Source organism: Nitrospirillum amazonense (assembly GCF_007828035.1).
Classification (GTDB): domain Bacteria; phylum Pseudomonadota; class Alphaproteobacteria; order Azospirillales; family Azospirillaceae; genus Nitrospirillum; species Nitrospirillum amazonense.
On sequence record NZ_VITV01000001.1, the window covers coordinates 604,240 to 621,374 of the forward strand.

General features: G+C 71.7%; 6 protein-coding genes. 2 read left to right on the forward strand and 4 right to left on the reverse strand.

What is annotated here, in order from left to right; translation table 11 throughout:
• Positions 1–8,544, reverse strand: coding sequence for a tetratricopeptide repeat protein (locus FBZ87_RS02655; RefSeq protein WP_145608811.1), 8,544 nt, complete (start codon positions 8,542–8,544; stop codon positions 1–3).
• Positions 8,545–8,791: 247 nt separating this feature from the next.
• Here FBZ87_RS02655 and pseB point away from each other — a divergent pair, with 247 nt between their 5' ends.
• Together pseB and pseC are read left to right on the forward strand one after the other, a co-directional pair.
• Positions 8,792–9,814, forward strand: coding sequence for a UDP-N-acetylglucosamine 4,6-dehydratase (inverting) (gene pseB, locus FBZ87_RS02660; RefSeq protein WP_145608812.1), 1,023 nt, complete (start codon positions 8,792–8,794; stop codon positions 9,812–9,814).
• Positions 9,814–11,049: a UDP-4-amino-4,6-dideoxy-N-acetyl-beta-L-altrosamine transaminase gene (pseC, locus tag FBZ87_RS02665; RefSeq protein ID WP_145608813.1), complete on the forward strand. Its 1,236-nt coding sequence runs from the start codon at positions 9,814–9,816 to the stop codon at positions 11,047–11,049. Before pseB ends, pseC begins: the two co-directional genes overlap by 1 nt.
• 19 nt (positions 11,050–11,068) lie before the next feature.
• On the opposite strand, the gene FBZ87_RS02670 is transcribed toward pseC, so the two are convergent.
• From FBZ87_RS02670 to FBZ87_RS02680, 3 genes are all read right to left on the reverse strand, one after another.
• Positions 11,069–12,310 (reverse strand): tetratricopeptide repeat protein, encoded by a 1,242-nt coding sequence (locus FBZ87_RS02670; RefSeq protein WP_145608814.1) that lies wholly within the window; start codon positions 12,308–12,310, stop codon positions 11,069–11,071.
• Positions 12,311–12,378: 68 nt separating this feature from the next.
• On the reverse strand, positions 12,379–12,765 hold the full coding sequence (locus FBZ87_RS02675) for a response regulator (RefSeq protein ID WP_088873923.1): 387 nt from the start codon (positions 12,763–12,765) through the stop codon (positions 12,379–12,381).
• A 25-nt stretch (positions 12,766–12,790) separates the two neighbouring features.
• Positions 12,791–17,068 carry a response regulator gene (locus FBZ87_RS02680; protein WP_145608816.1) on the reverse strand — a complete coding sequence of 1,426 codons (4,278 nt, stop codon included), beginning with the start codon at positions 17,066–17,068 and terminating at the stop codon, positions 12,791–12,793.
• Between the last annotated feature and the right edge of the window lie 67 nt (positions 17,069–17,135).

Consider the following 17,135-nt stretch of genomic DNA (forward strand, 5'->3'; position numbering starts at 1 on the left):
TTATTCCATCAACCGCTGGAGCTGCATGGCCATGGCCTCCAGCGCCCGTTCGGGTTCCAGCTGGTATTTCTCCAGCGCGAACAGCCGGTGTGACGGGAACCAGGGACGGACCGGGGTGCCCAGGGTCGTCCAGTCGCGTGAGGCGAAGCGCCAGCAGGGGGTGCCCACCGCCCCCGCCATCTCACCCACCGCCGTGGCGGCACCGATCACCAGGTCGCAAGCCGCCGTCAGCGCGGCGGCCGTTTCCAGATCGTCGCGCAGGTCGGCATCGGCGAAGCGATGGACCGTCAGGCCGTGGTCGCGCTTCAGCGCCGCGATCTCTTCCACCGCCGGCTGATAGTGCAGGCTGACCGCCATGACCCCCGGCAGGGACAGGATGGACCGCCATTGGGCCAGCGTGGAATAGGCCCGCGACCGTTCGGTGCTGAGCTGGCCGGAACGCCAGGCGATCCCCACCACTAAGGCGGGCCCGGAAGCCAGCTCCGCCAGCCGGCACCGCCAATGGGCCACCCGCCCCGCATCGGGCAGCAGATAGCCCGCCGCCATCCCGCTGCAGGCGAAATCCGCCAGCGTCGGCGCCAAGAGGGCCGCCAAGTCGCCGGCCGCCACCACGAAGTCGGCGCCCGCCGGCTCCAGCGCGGCCGCCTCCTGCCGGCGCGGCCGGGACAGGAAGCGCAGGGAGGGAAAGCTGCGGCCCAGCAGACCGGCCAGGCGCGGATCGCACTCCACCAGCACGGCCGTGGCCCCCTGGTGGGCCGCCCGCGCGGCCAGCGCCTGATAGAGGCTGGCGAACAGCAGTTCGTCCCCCAGTCCCTGTTCGTGCCACACCCGCAGGGTGCGGCCTGCCAGGCTTTCCCCGCGCCAAGCCGGGCGGTCGAAGCGGGGTGCCGTCCCTTTATCCTCGGCCGCGAAGCGCCAGGCATAGCCCTGCCAGCCCCGCTTCAGGATGCCCAGCTGCAAATCGACCAGGCCGCGGTTGAAATGCGCCGTGGCCAAGGCCGGATCCAGTTCGATGGCGCGGGCATAGCTGTCGCCGGCAGCGGCATAGCGGCCGGCATCGTTCAGGCAGCGGCCCCGGTTGTTCCACGCGGTCGCCTGGTCGGGCGCCAGGGCCACAGCGCGCTCCAGCCAGGGCGGTCCGGCGAAGATGTCGCCAGCGCGGCGCAGGGCCTCGCCCAGGCCGCACAGGGCGTCGATGACCACGGGATCCTGCGTATCCGACACCTCCTGCGGCAGCAGGGCGCCGCCCAGCGCCCGGCGGAAGGCGTCGATGGCCGCCGCCGGGCGGTCCAGCGCCAGTAGGGCCGTACCCAGGTTGGACGCGGCCGCTGCCAGGTCCGGCGCCAACTGCAGGGCCCTTTCCTGGCAGGCCGCCGCCTCCGCCGCGCGGCCCTGCGCCAGCAGGGCGTTGCCCAGATTGGTCAGGACATCCGGCCGGTCCGGCTCCGCGTCCAAGGCCAGGCGATAATGGCCTTCGGCCTCCGCCGCGCGGCCCAGGGTCTGCAGCACGTTGCCCAGGTTGGACTGGGCGGCGGCATAGGCAGGCGCCACCTCGACCGCCCGGCGCAGGAAGGGCAGGCCCGCCTCCGCCCGGCCCAGCTGCGCCAGGGCCAAACCCAGGAGATGCAGGGCCACCGGCTGGTCCGGCTGGCGGTCCAGCACGGCGCGGTAGCGCGCCAGGGCGCCGGCGGCGTCGCCCGCCTGATGACGCGCGGCGGCGGCCAGCAGGCCATCCACATCGGAAGGTGACGATTGCGGGGGTACGGGCAGCCCGCGGCGCAGCCGATCCACGGTGGCCACCACCGTCGCCACCGTGTCGGCGGCGCGGCCGTCGGCCGGGGCCGGCACCACCGCCATGGCGGCGAACCAGGGCCGCACGGCGGTGCCCAGCATGGACCAGTCCATGCGCGTTCCCACCCGCCAGACCGGCACGCCCAAGGCGCCCGCCAGTTCCCCGACGGAGGTAGGGGCCGTGACCACCAAATCCAGGCAGGCAGTCAGGGCGCCCGCCGCCTCCAGATCCTGGCGCAGGTCAGTGTCGGCCCAGCGGTGCAGAGTGACGCCCAGGGCGGCCTCCACCGCCCGCACCTCCTCCTCGACCGCGCCGTATTGCAGCATCACCGGGATGACGCCCGGCAGGCGCAGCAGGGGCGCCCAGTCGGCCAGGCGGGTGTAGGCGCTGTCCCGGTCCAGGTCGCGCACCATGCTCTGCCAGCACAGGCCCACGCGCAGGCCCGGCCCCAGCGCGTCCACCCGCACCCGCCAGGCGGCCAGGCGCGCTGGATCGGGCGTCAGATAGGCCTGCCCCGTGAAGGCGCCCAGACCGTCCCGCAGCACCTGGGGCAGGCTGCCGGCAGGGATGTGCAGGTCGGCGCCGGCGGCAGCGGCGGTGATGAAGTCCGGCGCCACCGTCACCCTGCCGCTCCCTGGGTCCACGAAGGCGCGGGTGAAATAGCCAGCCAGCCGGGCGTCGCATTCCAAGACGAAGCTGGCCTCGGGATGGGTGGCGATCAGCTCCCGATACAGGCTGGCGAACAGCAGCTCGTCGCCCAGGCCCTGTTCCCGCCACACCAGCAGGCGGCGCCGGCCCAGCGCCTCCCCCTGCCAGCGGGCCTGGGGAAAGCGGCGGTCGGGCAGGGCCTGGCCGGCGTCGAAGCGGGCCTGGTAGCCGGACCAGCCGGTTGGCAGCCGCCCCTCGGCCAGATCCAGGATGGCCAGATTGTAGCGCGCGGGCGCGAAATCCGGCCGCAGGGCAAGGGCCCGCTGGAAGCCCGCCCGGGCCTGGCCCTGGGTCTGGCGAATGGCGTCCCGCGTGGGCCCGCGTTCCCCCAGCCAGGTCAGGGCCAGGTTGTTAGCGGCCTCGACATAGGTGGGGTCCAGGGCCAGGGCCCGTTCGTGGCAGGCCCGCGCCAGTCCCCACATCTCCTCCGTCCCCAGGGCCAGGCCCAGATTGGTCAGGGTGTAGGGCGTCTCCTCCGCCGCCACGGCGGCCCGCGCGGCGGCCAAGCCCTCAGCCGTGCGCCGCAGGCCGGCCAGGGCGCGGGCCTGCTCCACCAGGGCCTTGGCATATCCTGGACGCAGCGCCAGGGCGCGACCCGCCGCCGCCAGCGCCGCATCCCAGGCGCCGAGCTCGACATGGGCCCCGGCCAGGTTGCCCCAGGCCTCGACATAGTCCGGCACCAGTTCCGTGGCGCGGCTGAAGGCGGACAGGGCGCCGGGCAAATCGCCGCCGGCCCGCAGGGCGCCGCCCAGGCTGTTGTGCGCCTGGGCGAAGGCGGGGTCCGCCGCGACCGCGCGGCGCAGCAGGCTGGCCCCTTCGTCCACCCGGCCATCCTGCACCATAACCACGCCCAGCAGGTGCAGGGCATCGACATCCCCGGGCACCCGCGCCAGCACGGAACGGTAGATCGCCTCCGCCCCCGCCAGATCGCCGGCGCGATGGGCGGCCATGCCGGCCTCCACCGTGGCCGGGTTATCCATCGGCGGGCTGGCCACCGTCTCCGCCCTCAGGCGCAGCAGCGCCGCACGTATGGCCGGGACGACCACCTCCGGCGGACCCCAGCCGGAAAACCATTGGCGCTGCGCCGGGAGCCAGGGCCGCGCCCCGGTGCCCAGGGACGCCCAGGCCGGCATGTGCTGAAACCGCCAAGTGGGTATGCCCAGGGCCGCCGACAGCTCACCCACCGCCGTGCCGGCCGACACCACCAGATCCAGCCCCGCCATCAGCGCCGCGACCCCCTCCTGATCGTCGCGCAGGTCCAGGTCGTCCCACAGATGCAGGGTCACGCCGGTCGCGGCGGCGACCTCGGCCATCTCCGCCGCGGCGTCGCCGGCGCGGGCGTCGTACTGCAGCACCACGAAATGGACATCCGGCACGGTCAGCAGCGGCACCATCTGCATCAGAGTCAGGTACAGGTTCTGCCGCCCCAGGCCGCGCAGGCCACTGCGCCAGCACAAACCGACCTTGAGGCCGGGCCCGAGGGCGGCGAGGCGGCCGCGCCAGAACGCCGCCCGCTGCGGATCGGGACGCAGCCAGGGCGGCGGACCCCCCGGAAAGTCCCCGAGGGAGCGGCGCAGCAGGGCCGGCAGTCCGCCCAGGGGCACATGCATGTCGGCGTCGCGCGGCGTGTCGGTACGGCCACGCACCACCAGGTCCAGGCCCGCCGGGACCTGCGGCTGCAGCGCCCGGGACAGCAAGCCGACCAGCCGGGCGTCCACCTCCACCACCACGCGGCGGCAGCCGCGCGCGCCCAGCCAGCGCAGCAGGTCGGGCAGGCAGCTGGCGAACAGGATTTCATCGCCCAGGCCCTGTTCGCCCCATACCAGCAGGGCGCGGTCCCGCACGTCGCCACCGGTCCAGGCCGGCAGCACCAGGTCCCGCCGGGCCGTGCTGTCGGGCACGACGAAGCGGGCGGGATAATCGTGCCACCCGGTCTCCAGGTCGCCCAGCTCCAGCGCCAGCATGGAGAGGTTCACCCGCGCCTTGGCCCAGCCTGGCCGTAGCGCCAACGCGCGGCGGTAATGGTCGCGCGCCTCTTCCACCAGGCGCAGGTCGAACAGGGCCCGACCCAAATTGAGATGGGTATCGGCGTCGTCGGGCTGCTGCGTCAGCACGGCGCGCAGATGGGCGGCGGCGGTTTCCGGTTGGCCCAGCAGCAGGCGCAGGTTGGCCAGGCCACTCAGCGCCGCCGCCGATGCCGGCTCGATCGCCAACGCCCGGTGAAAGGCCTCAAGCGCCGCGTCCGGCCGGTTCAGCCGGGTCAGGGCGACACCAAGGTTAACCCAGCCGCCGACCCAGCCGGGGTCGGCCTCCGTCGCCCGGCGCTGGGCCTCTGCCGCCGCTTCGTCATTCCCCAGCGCGGTCAACGTCAGGCCACGGTTGGCATGCAGGACCGCCCGGTCCGGCGCCAGCTGCACGGCCCGGTCGTGGCAGCGCAGGGCGTCAGCCCCCTGGCCCAAGCCCTGCAGGGCGAGGCCCAGGCCGGACAGCGCCTCGGCATTGTCGGCGCGCAGGCGCAGCAGCTGGCGGTAACGGTCCGCCGCCGCCGCCCAGCGCTCCTCCCGCCGCAGCAGGCCGGCCAGCGCCGCCAGGGCACTGGCATGGCCAGCGTCCGCCGCCTGGCCCAACCGCTCCACAGCCAAGTCCACCCGGCCGGCGTCGCGTGCCGCCAGGCCGTCGGCGTACAGCGTGTCAGGTGACGGTGCCGGGGGCAATGGCGCTGGGGGCGACGGCGCAGGACCATCGGCAAGGGCGCTCCGGACCAGACTGGCCAGCCGCCAGGCGAGATGCGGCAGCACCACGCCGATGACCTCGCCCTCCGGCGGGAAGAAGGGCTGCTGCGCCGGGAACCAGGGCCGCGCCCCGCTGCCCAGCCGGGTCCATTCAAAGGTGGCGCCCAGCCGCCAGCACGGCACACCCAGGGCGCCGGCCAGTTCAGACACGGCGGTGCCGGCCGTCACCACCAGGTCCAGGCCGCTGATCAGGGCCGCGACGCCGTCCAGATCATCGCGCAAATCCAGGTCGGGCCAGCGGTGGATGCGGATGCCCAGGCGCGCCTCGGCCGCCATCAGCTCGGGCTCCGCCGCCGCGCCGTCGTACTGCAGGCTGACAAAGTGCACGTGCGGCAGCCGCAGCAGCGGGTCCCACTCGTCCAGCTGCGGGTACAGCAACCGGCCGCGTTCTTCAGTCCGCAGGCCGCTGCGCCAGCACAAACCCACCTTGAGGCCCCGGCCCAGCGCCGCCAGACGGGTGGCCCACACTGCCGCCAGCGCCGGGTCGGCCGTCAGATAGGCCGTCGGGCCCCCGGCGAAACTGGCCAGGTCCGGCCGCAACAGGGCCGGCAGGTCGCCCGCCGACAGGGCCGCGTCGGGCATCGGGGCGTTGCCACCGTTCAGCACGCGGCCCGCCGGCGCGATGACGGCGCCGGGAAAGGCGCGGGTGAACAGCGCGGCCAGACGCGGATCGCAATCGATGACCAGCCGGCCCACCCGGTCCGCCAGGTCGGGGTAGAGGCTGGCGAACAGCAATTCATCCCCCAGGCCCTGTTCGCGCCGCACCAGCAAGGTGCGCCCCGTCAAATCCTGCCCCCGCCACGGCGGCGCCGGCAGCGGGCCCGCCGCCCCGCCCAGGTCGCGGCGGGCATAGCCCTGCCAGCCTGCCGCCAGGTCCCCTTGCGCCAGGCGGGCCAGGCCCAGGTTGAACTGGATCAGGGGCTCACCGGCGTCCAGCGCCCCGGCCGCGGCCAAGTGGCGCGTTCCGTCCGCCAGGCGGCCCTGGGCCACCAGGGCGGTACCCAGGTTGCCGTGTGCATGCGCCATCCCCGGCGCCAAGGCCACCGCCCGGCGAGCCAGGGATTCCGCCTGCCACGGAGCCCCCAGGGCCGTCATCGTGCCCGCCAGGTTGACCAGCGTTTCCGCCCGCTCGGGCGCCAGCCGCAGGGCGTGCAGCAGCGCCGCCTCCGCCCCCGCCAAGTCGCCCCGGTCGCGCAGCAGCGCCCCCAGGTTGGATGCCGCCGCCGCCAGGGCCGGGTCCTGCGCCAGCGCCCGCCGGTAGGCGGCCTCCGCCTCAGCCAGGCGGCCCAGCTGGCGCAGGATGTTGCCCAGGTTGTTGGCCGGCATGGCCGATTGTTCCGGCGGCAGCAGGGCCAGGGCCTGGACAATGGCGGGCACCGCCCCGGCGGCGTCACCCCTATGGAAGCGCGCCAGTCCCAGCAGGTGCAGCGCCTGGCCCCGCGCGGTCGGCGCCAATTCGCCCCATGCGATCAGCGCGTCCAGGGCGGCCACCGCCTCCGTCGCGCGGCCGGCCGTCAGCAGATCATAGGCCTGGGCCAGGGTCGGCAAGTCGGGGGGGCGGGACATCGCCCGGGGCGCCACCCCACGGTCATTTGTTTCGATACCAAAATCAGCCAGCGTCAGCAGGGCCATCCGCACCTGGTCCAGGGCATCGGCCACAGTCTCGGCCGGGAAGATGCGCATGGCCGGGTACCAGGGCCGTACCCGGGTCCCGAGCATGGACCAGTCGCCCGGCAACTCCATGCGCCAAATGGGTACGCCCAGGGCGCCCGCCAGCTCCCCCACCGAGGTGGGGGCGGTGATCACCATGTCCAGGGCGGAAATCAGGGCGGCCACGCCCTCGATATCATTGCGCTGGTCCAGGTCGGTGAAGCGATGCGGCAGGCGAAGCCCCTGTTCCGCCGCGGCCCGCCGCTCCGCCGTGACGTCGCTGTATTGCAGATCCACCCAGGTGATGCCCGGCAGGGACAGCAGCGGCGCCCACCGCGTCAGCCCCAGGTAATTGGGGTCGCGGTGCGGCGCCCTGATGCCGGAGGTCCAGCACATGCCGATTTTCAGCCCGGGGCCCAGATCGGCCAGGCGTTGACGCCAGTGCGCCACTGCCTGGGGTTCGGCCGCCAGCCAGCCGGCGCCGCGCCCCGCGTAATCACGCAGGCGGGCACCGAACAGGGCCGGCAAGCCGCCGGCGGGCAGGTGTACGTCGAAATCGTTGCCGCCCAGCGGTTCGGGCCGCAGTTCCACGCGATCGGCCAGATCCGGCACCTCGCGCCGCAGGTAGCGCGACATGAGGCCGATCAGCCGGGGCTCCGTCAGGATGACGACACTGCCGCCGGCAGCCCCCCCCAGCGCCGCACGTAGGGCCGGGACATAGAGGGGTGAGAACATGAACTCATCGCCCAGCCCCTGTTCCCGCCACATCATCAGGCGGCGGCCATCCAACGCGTCCCCTGCCCACTGGGGGCGGTCGGGATATCGCCAGGGCTGGATATTTCCGGTAACGAAACGACTGGTGTAATCGGCCCAGCCACCCGGCAGCTGGCCCATCGCCAGCCGCACATAGGCGCGGTTATAGCGCGGCGCCGGATCCTGCGGGTCTGCGGCCAGCGCCCGGGTGAAGGCGGCCTCCGCCTCCGGGAGATCACCCAGGACCTGAAGCGCGTTGGCCAGCGACATCAGCCCCCGGGGGTTGGCCGGCTCCAGCGCCAGCAAGCGCCGGGCCATGATCGCCGCGCCCTCGCCATCATAGAGTTGGCGCATCAGGTCGCCCAGGTTCAGCAGGGCGGGGACATGGGTGGGGGCGATATCCAGCAGGCTGTGATAAGCGGCCATGGCCGCCGGGTGGTCCTTCAGCTCGGCATAGGCCAGGCCCAGGGACATCCAGGCGGAAACGCTGCGGGGAAACAGGCGCAGGGTGTGCCGCAGCAGGGGCACCGCCGCCGCCGCGTCCCCCACCTGCACCAGCAGCAGGCCCAGGTTTTCCAGCGAGCCTTGGTCGTCGGGCCGCGCGGCCAGCGCCCGTTCCAGCAGGGCGCGCCCCTCGACCGAGCGCCCCTGCTGATGGCAGGCCACGCCGCAGAGGTTCAGCGCGTCGGCCTGGGCCGGATCCAGTGCCAGGATACGGCGGTAGAGCGTCTCCGCCCCCGCGAGATCGCCAGCGCGGTGCTGGTCCATGGCCTGGGCCAGCAAGCCGGCGATCTGCCCGCCAGCCTGCCGGTCGCCCTTCGCCCCCGTACCGGCGCCGCCATGGACCATTTATCACCTGTCAGGAACATTGTTCGGAGGTTCAACCCCCGTTTCGCCGCCAACGGAAGGCCCACCCCGTGTAACCACCCCGTTAGGATAGCAGTTGTATGGTGATTACATAAACCACACAGATTGTTGATACTTGCCGTGGTGTTGGCGCTATACTCACCCCAACCATCCGGCGACCGTCCTGTCCGGGCGATCTCCGCGAACTTTCAGGCCCGGGGGGACGGCTCCACCGGCGGCGGGGGCAGACATGACGTCGAAGTTCCTTAAATCGGCCCTGGCCGACTTCAACGGCGCATCCATCCTGATCACCGGCGGGACCGGATCGTTCGGCCGCCAGTTCGTGCGCTATCTGCTGGAACACGCCAAGCCGCGCCGGATCATCATCTTCTCCCGTGACGAGTTCAAACAGTATGAAATGCAGCAGCAGCTGGGCGTGGCCCACGAAGGCGTGCTGCGTTTCTTCATCGGCGACGTGCGCGACCGGTCCCGCCTGGAAATGGCGATGCGCGAGGTCGAATACTGCATCCACGCCGCCGCCCTGAAACATGTGCCGACGGCGGAATACAACCCCATCGAATGCATCCGCACCAACGTCTATGGGGCGGAGAACGTGGTGCACGCGGCCCTGGCGGCGGGGGTGCGCAAGGTCATCGCCCTGTCCACCGACAAGGCCGCCAGCCCCATCAACCTGTATGGCGCCAGCAAGCTGGCGTCCGACAAGATCTTCGTGGCGTCGAACAACCTGTCGGGATCGGTGGGCACCCGCTTCGCCGTCGTGCGCTACGGCAACGTCGTGGGGTCGCGCGGCAGTGTCATCCCGCTGTTCCGCCGGCTGATCGCCGAGGGCGCCGGCGAGCTGCCCATCACGGATGAGCGCATGACGCGCTTCTGGATCACCCTGCAGCATGGGGTGGAGTTCGTGGCGTCCTGCTTCGGCATGATGCAGGGCGGCGAGATCTACGTACCCAAGATTCCCAGCATGCGGGTAGGCGACCTGGCCCGCTGCATGGCGCCGGACCTGCCGCACAAGGTCATCGGCATCCGTCCCGGCGAAAAGCTGCACGAGGTCATGATCACCGAGGACGACAGCCGCCAGACCTTCGAGATGGAGGATCGCTACGTCATCGAGCCGGCCTTCAACTGGTGGACACGCCAGGCCTACGTCAAGCTGGGGGCCAAGCCGGTACCCGATGGCTTCAGCTATCGCAGCGACAGCAACACGGATTGGCTGACCCCCGAACGCCTGGCCGTGCTGCTGCAGAGGCCGTGATGGCTGCCGACACCCCGTCTGTGCCTTCCTACCTGCCCTACGGCCGGCAGGCCATCGATGAGGACGACATCGCCGCCGTCACCGCCGTGCTGCGCGGCGACTGGCTGACGCAGGGCCCCACCGTCACCCGGTTCGAGCAAGCCTTCGCCCAAGCCGTGGGCGCCCGCCACGCCATCGCCTGCGCCAATGGAACCGCGGCGCTGCATCTGGCCTGCATGGCGTTGGACCTGCAGCCCGGCGACGCCGTGGTGGTGCCTGCCGTCACCTTCCTGGCCACCGCCAACGCCGCCCGCTATTGCGGGGCGGAGGTGGCCTTCGCCGATGTCGATCCTGAAACCGGCCTGATGGGCCGGGCAGACGCCGAGGCCGCCATCGCCCGGGCGGAGGCTGCCGGCTGGCGGGTGCGCGCCCTGGCGCCGGTGCACTTCGCCGGTCAGGCGGCCGACATGGACGCCCTGGGCGACCTGGCCGAGGCGCGCGGCCTGGCCATCATCGAGGACGCCTGCCACGCCGTGGGCAGCCGCCGGGCCAGGACCAATGGGGGTGTGGGCACCGTGGCCCTCGGCGCCTGCGACCGATCCGCCATGGCCTGCTTCTCCTTCCATCCGGTGAAGACCATCGCCGCCGGCGAGGGCGGCATGGTCACCACCAATGACGACGCCCTGGCGCGCAGCCTGCGGCGCAATGTCAGCCACGGCATGGTGCGGGATCCGGCCGCCTTCCAGGACAGGGCGGCGGCCTTTGGCGCCACCGGTGCCGCCAACCCCTGGTATTACGAAATGCCGGCGCCCGGGTACAATTACCGCCTGACCGACATCCACGCCGCCCTGGGCCTGAGCCAGTTGGGCAAGCTGGACCGCTTCGTCCGCCGGCGGGCGGAGATGGTGGCGCGCTACGATGAACGCCTCGCGCCTCTGGCCCCCCTTATCCGGCACGCGGGGCGCAGCGGGGGCGAGCCCGCCTGGCACCTCTACGTCGTCCTGATCGATTTCGCAGCCCTGGGCCGCGACCGCGCCGCCGTCATGGCGGAGCTGCGGGCCCAGGGCGTGGGCAGCCAAGTGCACTACATCCCGGTGCATCACCAGCCCTATTACCGGGAGCGCTATGGCAGCCTGAACCTGCCTGGCGCCGACGGCTGGTACCAGGCCTGCCTGTCCCTCCCCCTGTTCCCCGCCATGGCCGACTATGATGTGGGCCGGGTGGCGGCGGCGCTGGAACGGCTCGCCGGGGCCTGAGCGAGGCGGTCGCCCTGTGTCAGCCCGCCTTGCGCGCCAGTGCGGCCACGCGGTCCTGATAGGCGGGCGGGTATAGGGCCAGCTGACGGTGCATCAGCGCCCCACCTTCCGCGTCAGCCTCGCGATAGGCGGCCACCGCCTCGGCCGCCTGCCCGGCACCATCCAGCACCATGGCCAGCAGCAGCTTGGCCAGCGGCTGGTTGGGCGCCTGGGCGCTGGCCTGCTTCAGGCTGGCGACGGCCTCGGCCAGGGCTCCGGCCTCAAACTCCACCAGGCCGCGGCACTGGTTGGCGAAGTAGTTGCGCGGCTCACGGGTGCAGCCCGCTTGGGCGTGGGCCGCCGCCTGAGCCGTATCACCCCGGCGCAGCGCCACCAGGGCACGGTGGCTTTCCGGCAAGGCCCAGCCGGTGTCAACCTGGGCGCAGCGGCTGAAATGCTCCGCCGCCGCCGCCAGGTCGCCGGCCGCCAGGTCACGCATGCCCCATTGCAGCAGCAGGTTCTTGTCATCCGCGGCGCCCGCGCCCACCAGGGCGACGTAGCCCTCGATCTCGGGCACCGCCTCCTGTGGCCGCACCAGGCGCACCAGGCAGCGGATGATCTGGAAGCGCAAATCCGGACGGGTCGGCACCAGCCGGCTGGCCACCCGCGCGGCCGCCAGCGCCAACTCCGTCCGCCGCACCTGATCGTCCCGCCACTGAGCGAAAAGGGTGTTGGAGACATCAGCCAGGGCGCTGGCCAGGTCGTCGGCTGAACTGGCCGGGATGTCGCTAGCCACCGTCAGCGCGTGCGCCCAGGCGGCCAGCGCATCGGGGATGCGCCCTTCAACGTGGGCCGCCAGGCCGGCCAGCGCCGACACGCGAATGTCGGTGGCGGGCGCCAGCTCCACGAAGCGGCGGGCCCAGGCCACGCCTTCCGCCTTGCCATCCTTCAGCAGGCGGGCGGACAGGTTGGCGCAACCGTCCAGCCACAAGGCCGGCGCGCGTGCCTGCAGGTCGGCCTGCCGTTGCCGCGCGGCCTCGGCTTGGCCCAAGCGCTCTTCCGTCCACGCCAGCAGGGGATACAGGATGGCCAGGTCCGGCTGGATCTCCACAGCCCGCTGCAGGGCGCCGAGGGCCGCCTGGGCGTCGCCGCCCATCAGCAGGGCGATGCCCATCTCGAAATGATAATTGGCGAAGGTGGTCTGACGTATGCGATCCCGCCAACGGCCGATCGCCGCCTCATCCAGCGCGGTTGCCGCCTGGTCCCCTGCCGTCACGCTCATCTCCTGCCTTTCATGGTCGCCGACCGTGTCGGCGACACTGTACCAATCCACGGCGGCCAAGCCACGGCCTATCGCCGCCCGCGCGCCTGGGCGATGCAGCGTTCCATGCGGGGAATGAATTCCTCAGCCTTAAAGGGCTTCAGGATCACGCCGGCGGCCCCATTGCGCAGGGCCTCCTGCAACACCTCGGCCTCGGCATGGCTGGTGACCATGATGACCGGCACCATGGACAGGGCGTGGCTGCCGCGCACCGCCTTCAGGGTTTGCAACCCGTCCAGCGTGGGCATGGTGATGTCCAGCAGCAGGGCGCGCGGCTGCACCTGGCTCAGCATCCGCAGGCACTGGGCACCGTCGGACACGGGCACGGGGGTGTAGCCACCGGCCTTCAGCAGGGCGCCGATCATGGCCCGCAGGCCGGGTTCGTCCTCCGCGAATACGATCGCACCCTTGCTCATGCTTTCCTGCCGCCATTCCTGGGAGTTAGTCGTCCGCCACCTCCACCGCCTTACCGATAAACCGTTCGCCCAACGCCGTCCAGGCGCCGGGGCCGACACGGCCGATGCGGACGGCAAGGGCTCGCACGGCACCCATATCCCCGTCGGCGCAGGCGTCGTGCATCTGGCGGCCCAGCGCCTGCAGGCCCACAAGGCCGACATTGCCGGCGGTGGAGATCAGGTCGTGTGCCTCCGCCCGCAGGGGCGCCAGGTCCGTTGCCTCCGCCAGGGCCTGGATGCGCCGCACCCGGGCCAGACCGTGCTCGACGAAATTCTCCACCAGCACCTGGAAGTCGGCCGCCGGCACGATGGCCTGCAGCCCAGCCAGCACCATGGGGTCCAGCCGGCCCAGGCTGGCGTCGTCCTGCGCCATCGGATCCGACGGCGCCGCCTCCACATCAGGGAGCGGGCCTGCGGCATGGTCGGCGCCGCTGGCCACCCAGCGCGCCACCGTGTCCAGGAACTGCTGCTGGTCGAAAGGCTTGGAGACGTAGTCGTCCATGCCGGCGGCCAGATATTCCTCGCGCATGCCCACCATGGCGTTGGCGGTCATGGCCAGGATGGGCAGATGGCGCAGACCCAGGTCACGGCGCAGCACCTGGGTGGCGGTCACGCCGTCCATCACCGGCATCTGCACGTCCATCAGCACCAGGTCATAGGCCGTGGTCCGGCAGGCGGCCACCGCCGCCTGACCGTCCTCCGCCATGTCGACGGTATAGCCGTCGCGTTCCAGCATGATGCGCGCGACGGACCGATTGACCATGTTGTCGTCCACCAGCAGCAGTCGGCGGCCCAGCCCGCGAGCCCCCTGGTCGCGCGCCAGCGGCCCGTCCACCTCGGTCTCCATCACGTCGCCGCCGCCAAAGAGCCGCAGAAGCAGGGCGCGCAGCGCTGGAGCCCGTACCGGCTGGGTCAGCACGCCGTCCACCGCCATATCGGCTTCGGCCACCTGCTGCCGGTCGGTCGCCACCACCATCTTGGCCGCCGCCGCCCGGGGCAGGGTGCGCAGCCGGGCGGCCAGAGTGGGACCGTCCGCACCAACGGCGGCATCGGAGGGGGTCTCGGCGACGACCACGATGTCGAAGGCCCAGGCCTCATCCGCCGCCACCTCGGCCACAGCGGCGTCCGCGTCCGCCACGGACGTCACCATGAGATCCAGGCGCTCCAGCGCCTTCACCAGACCACTGGCCCCGACCACCAGGGCCCGCAGGCCGCTGAGTGCGGCCACGGCCGCGGCGCGGCGGGCCACCTGCACGCTGGACGGCTTCAGCGGAATGGTGAAGGCGAAGGTGGAACCGGCGCCGGGCACGCTGTCCAGGGTGATGCCGCCGCCCATGAGACGCACCAGCTCGCGCGAGATGACCAGCCCCAGGCCGGTACCGCCATAGCGCCGATTGATGGACGTGTCGGCTTGGGTGAACTTTTCGAACAGGCGGGCCTGCTGGTCGGCGCCCATGCCCACGCCCGTGTCGACGACGGTGAAGCGCAGGCGGCGGCGGTCGTCCGCCCGGTCTCCGCCGTTTTCAGCGGGTGCCGCCGTGATGGCCAGGCTGACGCGCCCCTCGGCCGTGAACTTCACAGCGTTGCCCATCAGGTTCAGCAGCACCTGGCGGAGGCGGGTGGGGTCGCCGCGATAGGCGCCGGCAACCTCGGGCGCCACGGAGACGTCCAGATCCAGCCCTTTTTCCCGCGCCTGCGGCGTCAGCAAGGCCACCACGCCCTCCACCACCTCATCCAGGACGAAGTCCACCATCTCCAGCTCGACCTTGCCGGCCTCCAGCTTGGAGATGTCCAGGATGTTGTTGATGATGTTCAGCAGGGCCTGGGCGCTGTCGTGGATGGCCTCGGCATAAGCGCGCTGCTCGGTCGCCAGCGCGGTGCCAAGCAGGATCTGGGTCATGCCCATGATGCCGTTCATGGGCGTGCGGATCTCATGGCTCATATTGGCCAGGAAATCGGACTTGGCGCGATTGGCCGCCTCCGCCGCCTGCTTGGCGCCGGCCAGATCATCGGCCAGGGCGGCCAGGTCGCCCTCGCGCTTCTTCTCCCGCGTGATGTCGGACAGGGTCACCACCAGGCCACGCCCCCAGGGCACGGCGGTGATGCGGAACCAGCGCCCGTCCTCATCCCGGTGATATTCGAAGGTGGTGGCGCGGCCCGTGTCCACCACCTCGACATAGCGGTCGAACAGGCCACCGGCCGCAAGATGCGGAAACAGCTCCTTCAGGCCCCGGCCCACCAGGTCGTGGGCGGAGCGGCCGGCCATCTTCTCGGCGGTGACATTGACCAGCTCGAACCGGAAGTCCCTGACGTCGAAGTTTTCGTCCCGGATGGTCTCATAGGCGAAGACCCCGTCCAGCGAGGCGTTCAGCACGTTGTCCAGCAGGGTGCGTTGCGCCTGCAGGGTGGCACGCGCCGCCTCCAGCTCCGTCACCTGGGCGTTCAGGTGCAGGGTCGCCGCCACCTGGTCCGACACATCGCGCAGCAGGGCGACGTAATGGGTGACGCGGGTGCCCACACGGGCCGGGAAGATGGCCAGGTCCACCCAGAAAGGGCGGCGGTCGCGGGTATAGTTCAGCAGGCGCTGGCGCACCGGTTCCCCCGCCACCAACGCCTGGCGGATGCGCTCCAGCGCCGCCCTGTCGGTCAGCGGCCCCTGCAGGAAGCGGGGGGAACGGCCCACCGCCTCGTCCCAGGAGAACCCGGTGACGGTGGTGAAGGCCTCGTTCACGAAGATGATGCGGGGGCCCGGCTCGTCCAGCGCGTCGGCCTCGGTGATCATGATGCCATCGGTGGCGTGCACCGCCACCGATTGCAGCAGGCGCAGGCGCTCTTCCGCCGCCACTTGGTGGGTACGGTCGCGTCCCGATCCGCGAAAGCCCCGGAATACGCCGGCTTCATCGAAGAAGGGCTTGCCGCTGACCACCACGTGACGCAGCACCCCATCCTCGCCGTACAGGCTGTAGGTCAGGTTGCGGAATGGCTGGCGCGCCGCCAATCGCTCCTCATAAACTAACAGGTCGGGATTGTCGGGATCGAGGGCGAAGTCGCGGCGGGTACGGCCCAGGAAATGACCCGCCGGGATGCCCAGACTGCTGACGCCCTGGGACATCTGGGTGAAGCGCCCTTCCGGATCGGTTTCCCAGAACCAGTCGCTGGATACCTCCGTCAGGTCGCGGAACTGCGCCTCGCGCTGGGCGATCTCACGCTCGTGCCGATCCAGCGCCGCCGCCATGTCGTTGAAGGATCGGGCCAGCTCCGCGAACTCCGCCGTGCCCGGCGCGATGGCGGCGCGTACGCCCCTGTCACCGGCGGCCAGGCGGGAGACGGCATGGCGCAGGGCCAGCACGCCGCGCAGCACCGTCGCCTCCACCCCCACCCAGCCCAGAAGCAGGGCGCAGAGGGCGGCCACGCCGCCAAAGGCCAGGGTGCGCCGCTGATCGGCCAGGATGGGGGCCAGGACGGCGGCGCGATCCGCGCCCACCACGACATGCGCCCCGCTGCTGGGCAGGGCGGCGATGCCCACCAGCCGCTCCACCCCGTCCAGGGTGACGAATTCCCCCCGGTCCGTCGGCCCGTCCAGCACCGCCTGAATGAACGGAGTGTCCTTGAAATTATGCCCCACCAGATCCCGCCGTTCTGGGATGCGGGCCAGCACCGTGCCGGTGCGGTCCACCAGCAGGAACAGGGACCCGTCGTGGCTGAAACGGGCGCCTGTCTTCTCGATCCAATCCATGCTGAGGCCCGCCAGCACCAGGGCGTCCGGCTTGCCCTCGGCCGCTGGCCCGCCCGTCCTGTACACCGGCTGGGCGGTGCCCAGGATGACGCGGTTGCTGGGCCGCCCGAACACATAGTCGCTGGTGCTGGCCCGGCCGGTCTCGAAGGCTTGGCGCACGTATTCGCGGTCGCTGTAGTTGGACCACGGCTGGTCCGCCGATGAGCAGATGACCGAGCCATCGGGCTTGACCACGTGGATGTTGGAAACCCAGGGCTGGGACGCCTTCAGGATGCGGGCGTCGTCGACGCACTGGTCGGTGGGCAGCAGGGCGGAATGCTGGGCGAAGCCCAGGCTGAGCCGCCGCACCTGGTCCAGCAGGCGTTCCTGTTCGTCCGCCGCCATGCGGGCCAGTTCCACCGCCTGGGCCTCGACGGCGGCGACGGCTTCGTCCCGCCGGGCCCGGCTTTCGCCCAGCAGCAACAGGAAGAAAGGCACGGTCGTACCGATCAGCAGCAGCAACAGGCGCCGCCGCAAGCCCAAGGCCATCCCTCATCCCCCAACAGGCCGGGGGCATGGAGGCCCCGGCCGTTCCCGCCAGGGGACCTTTGTCGCA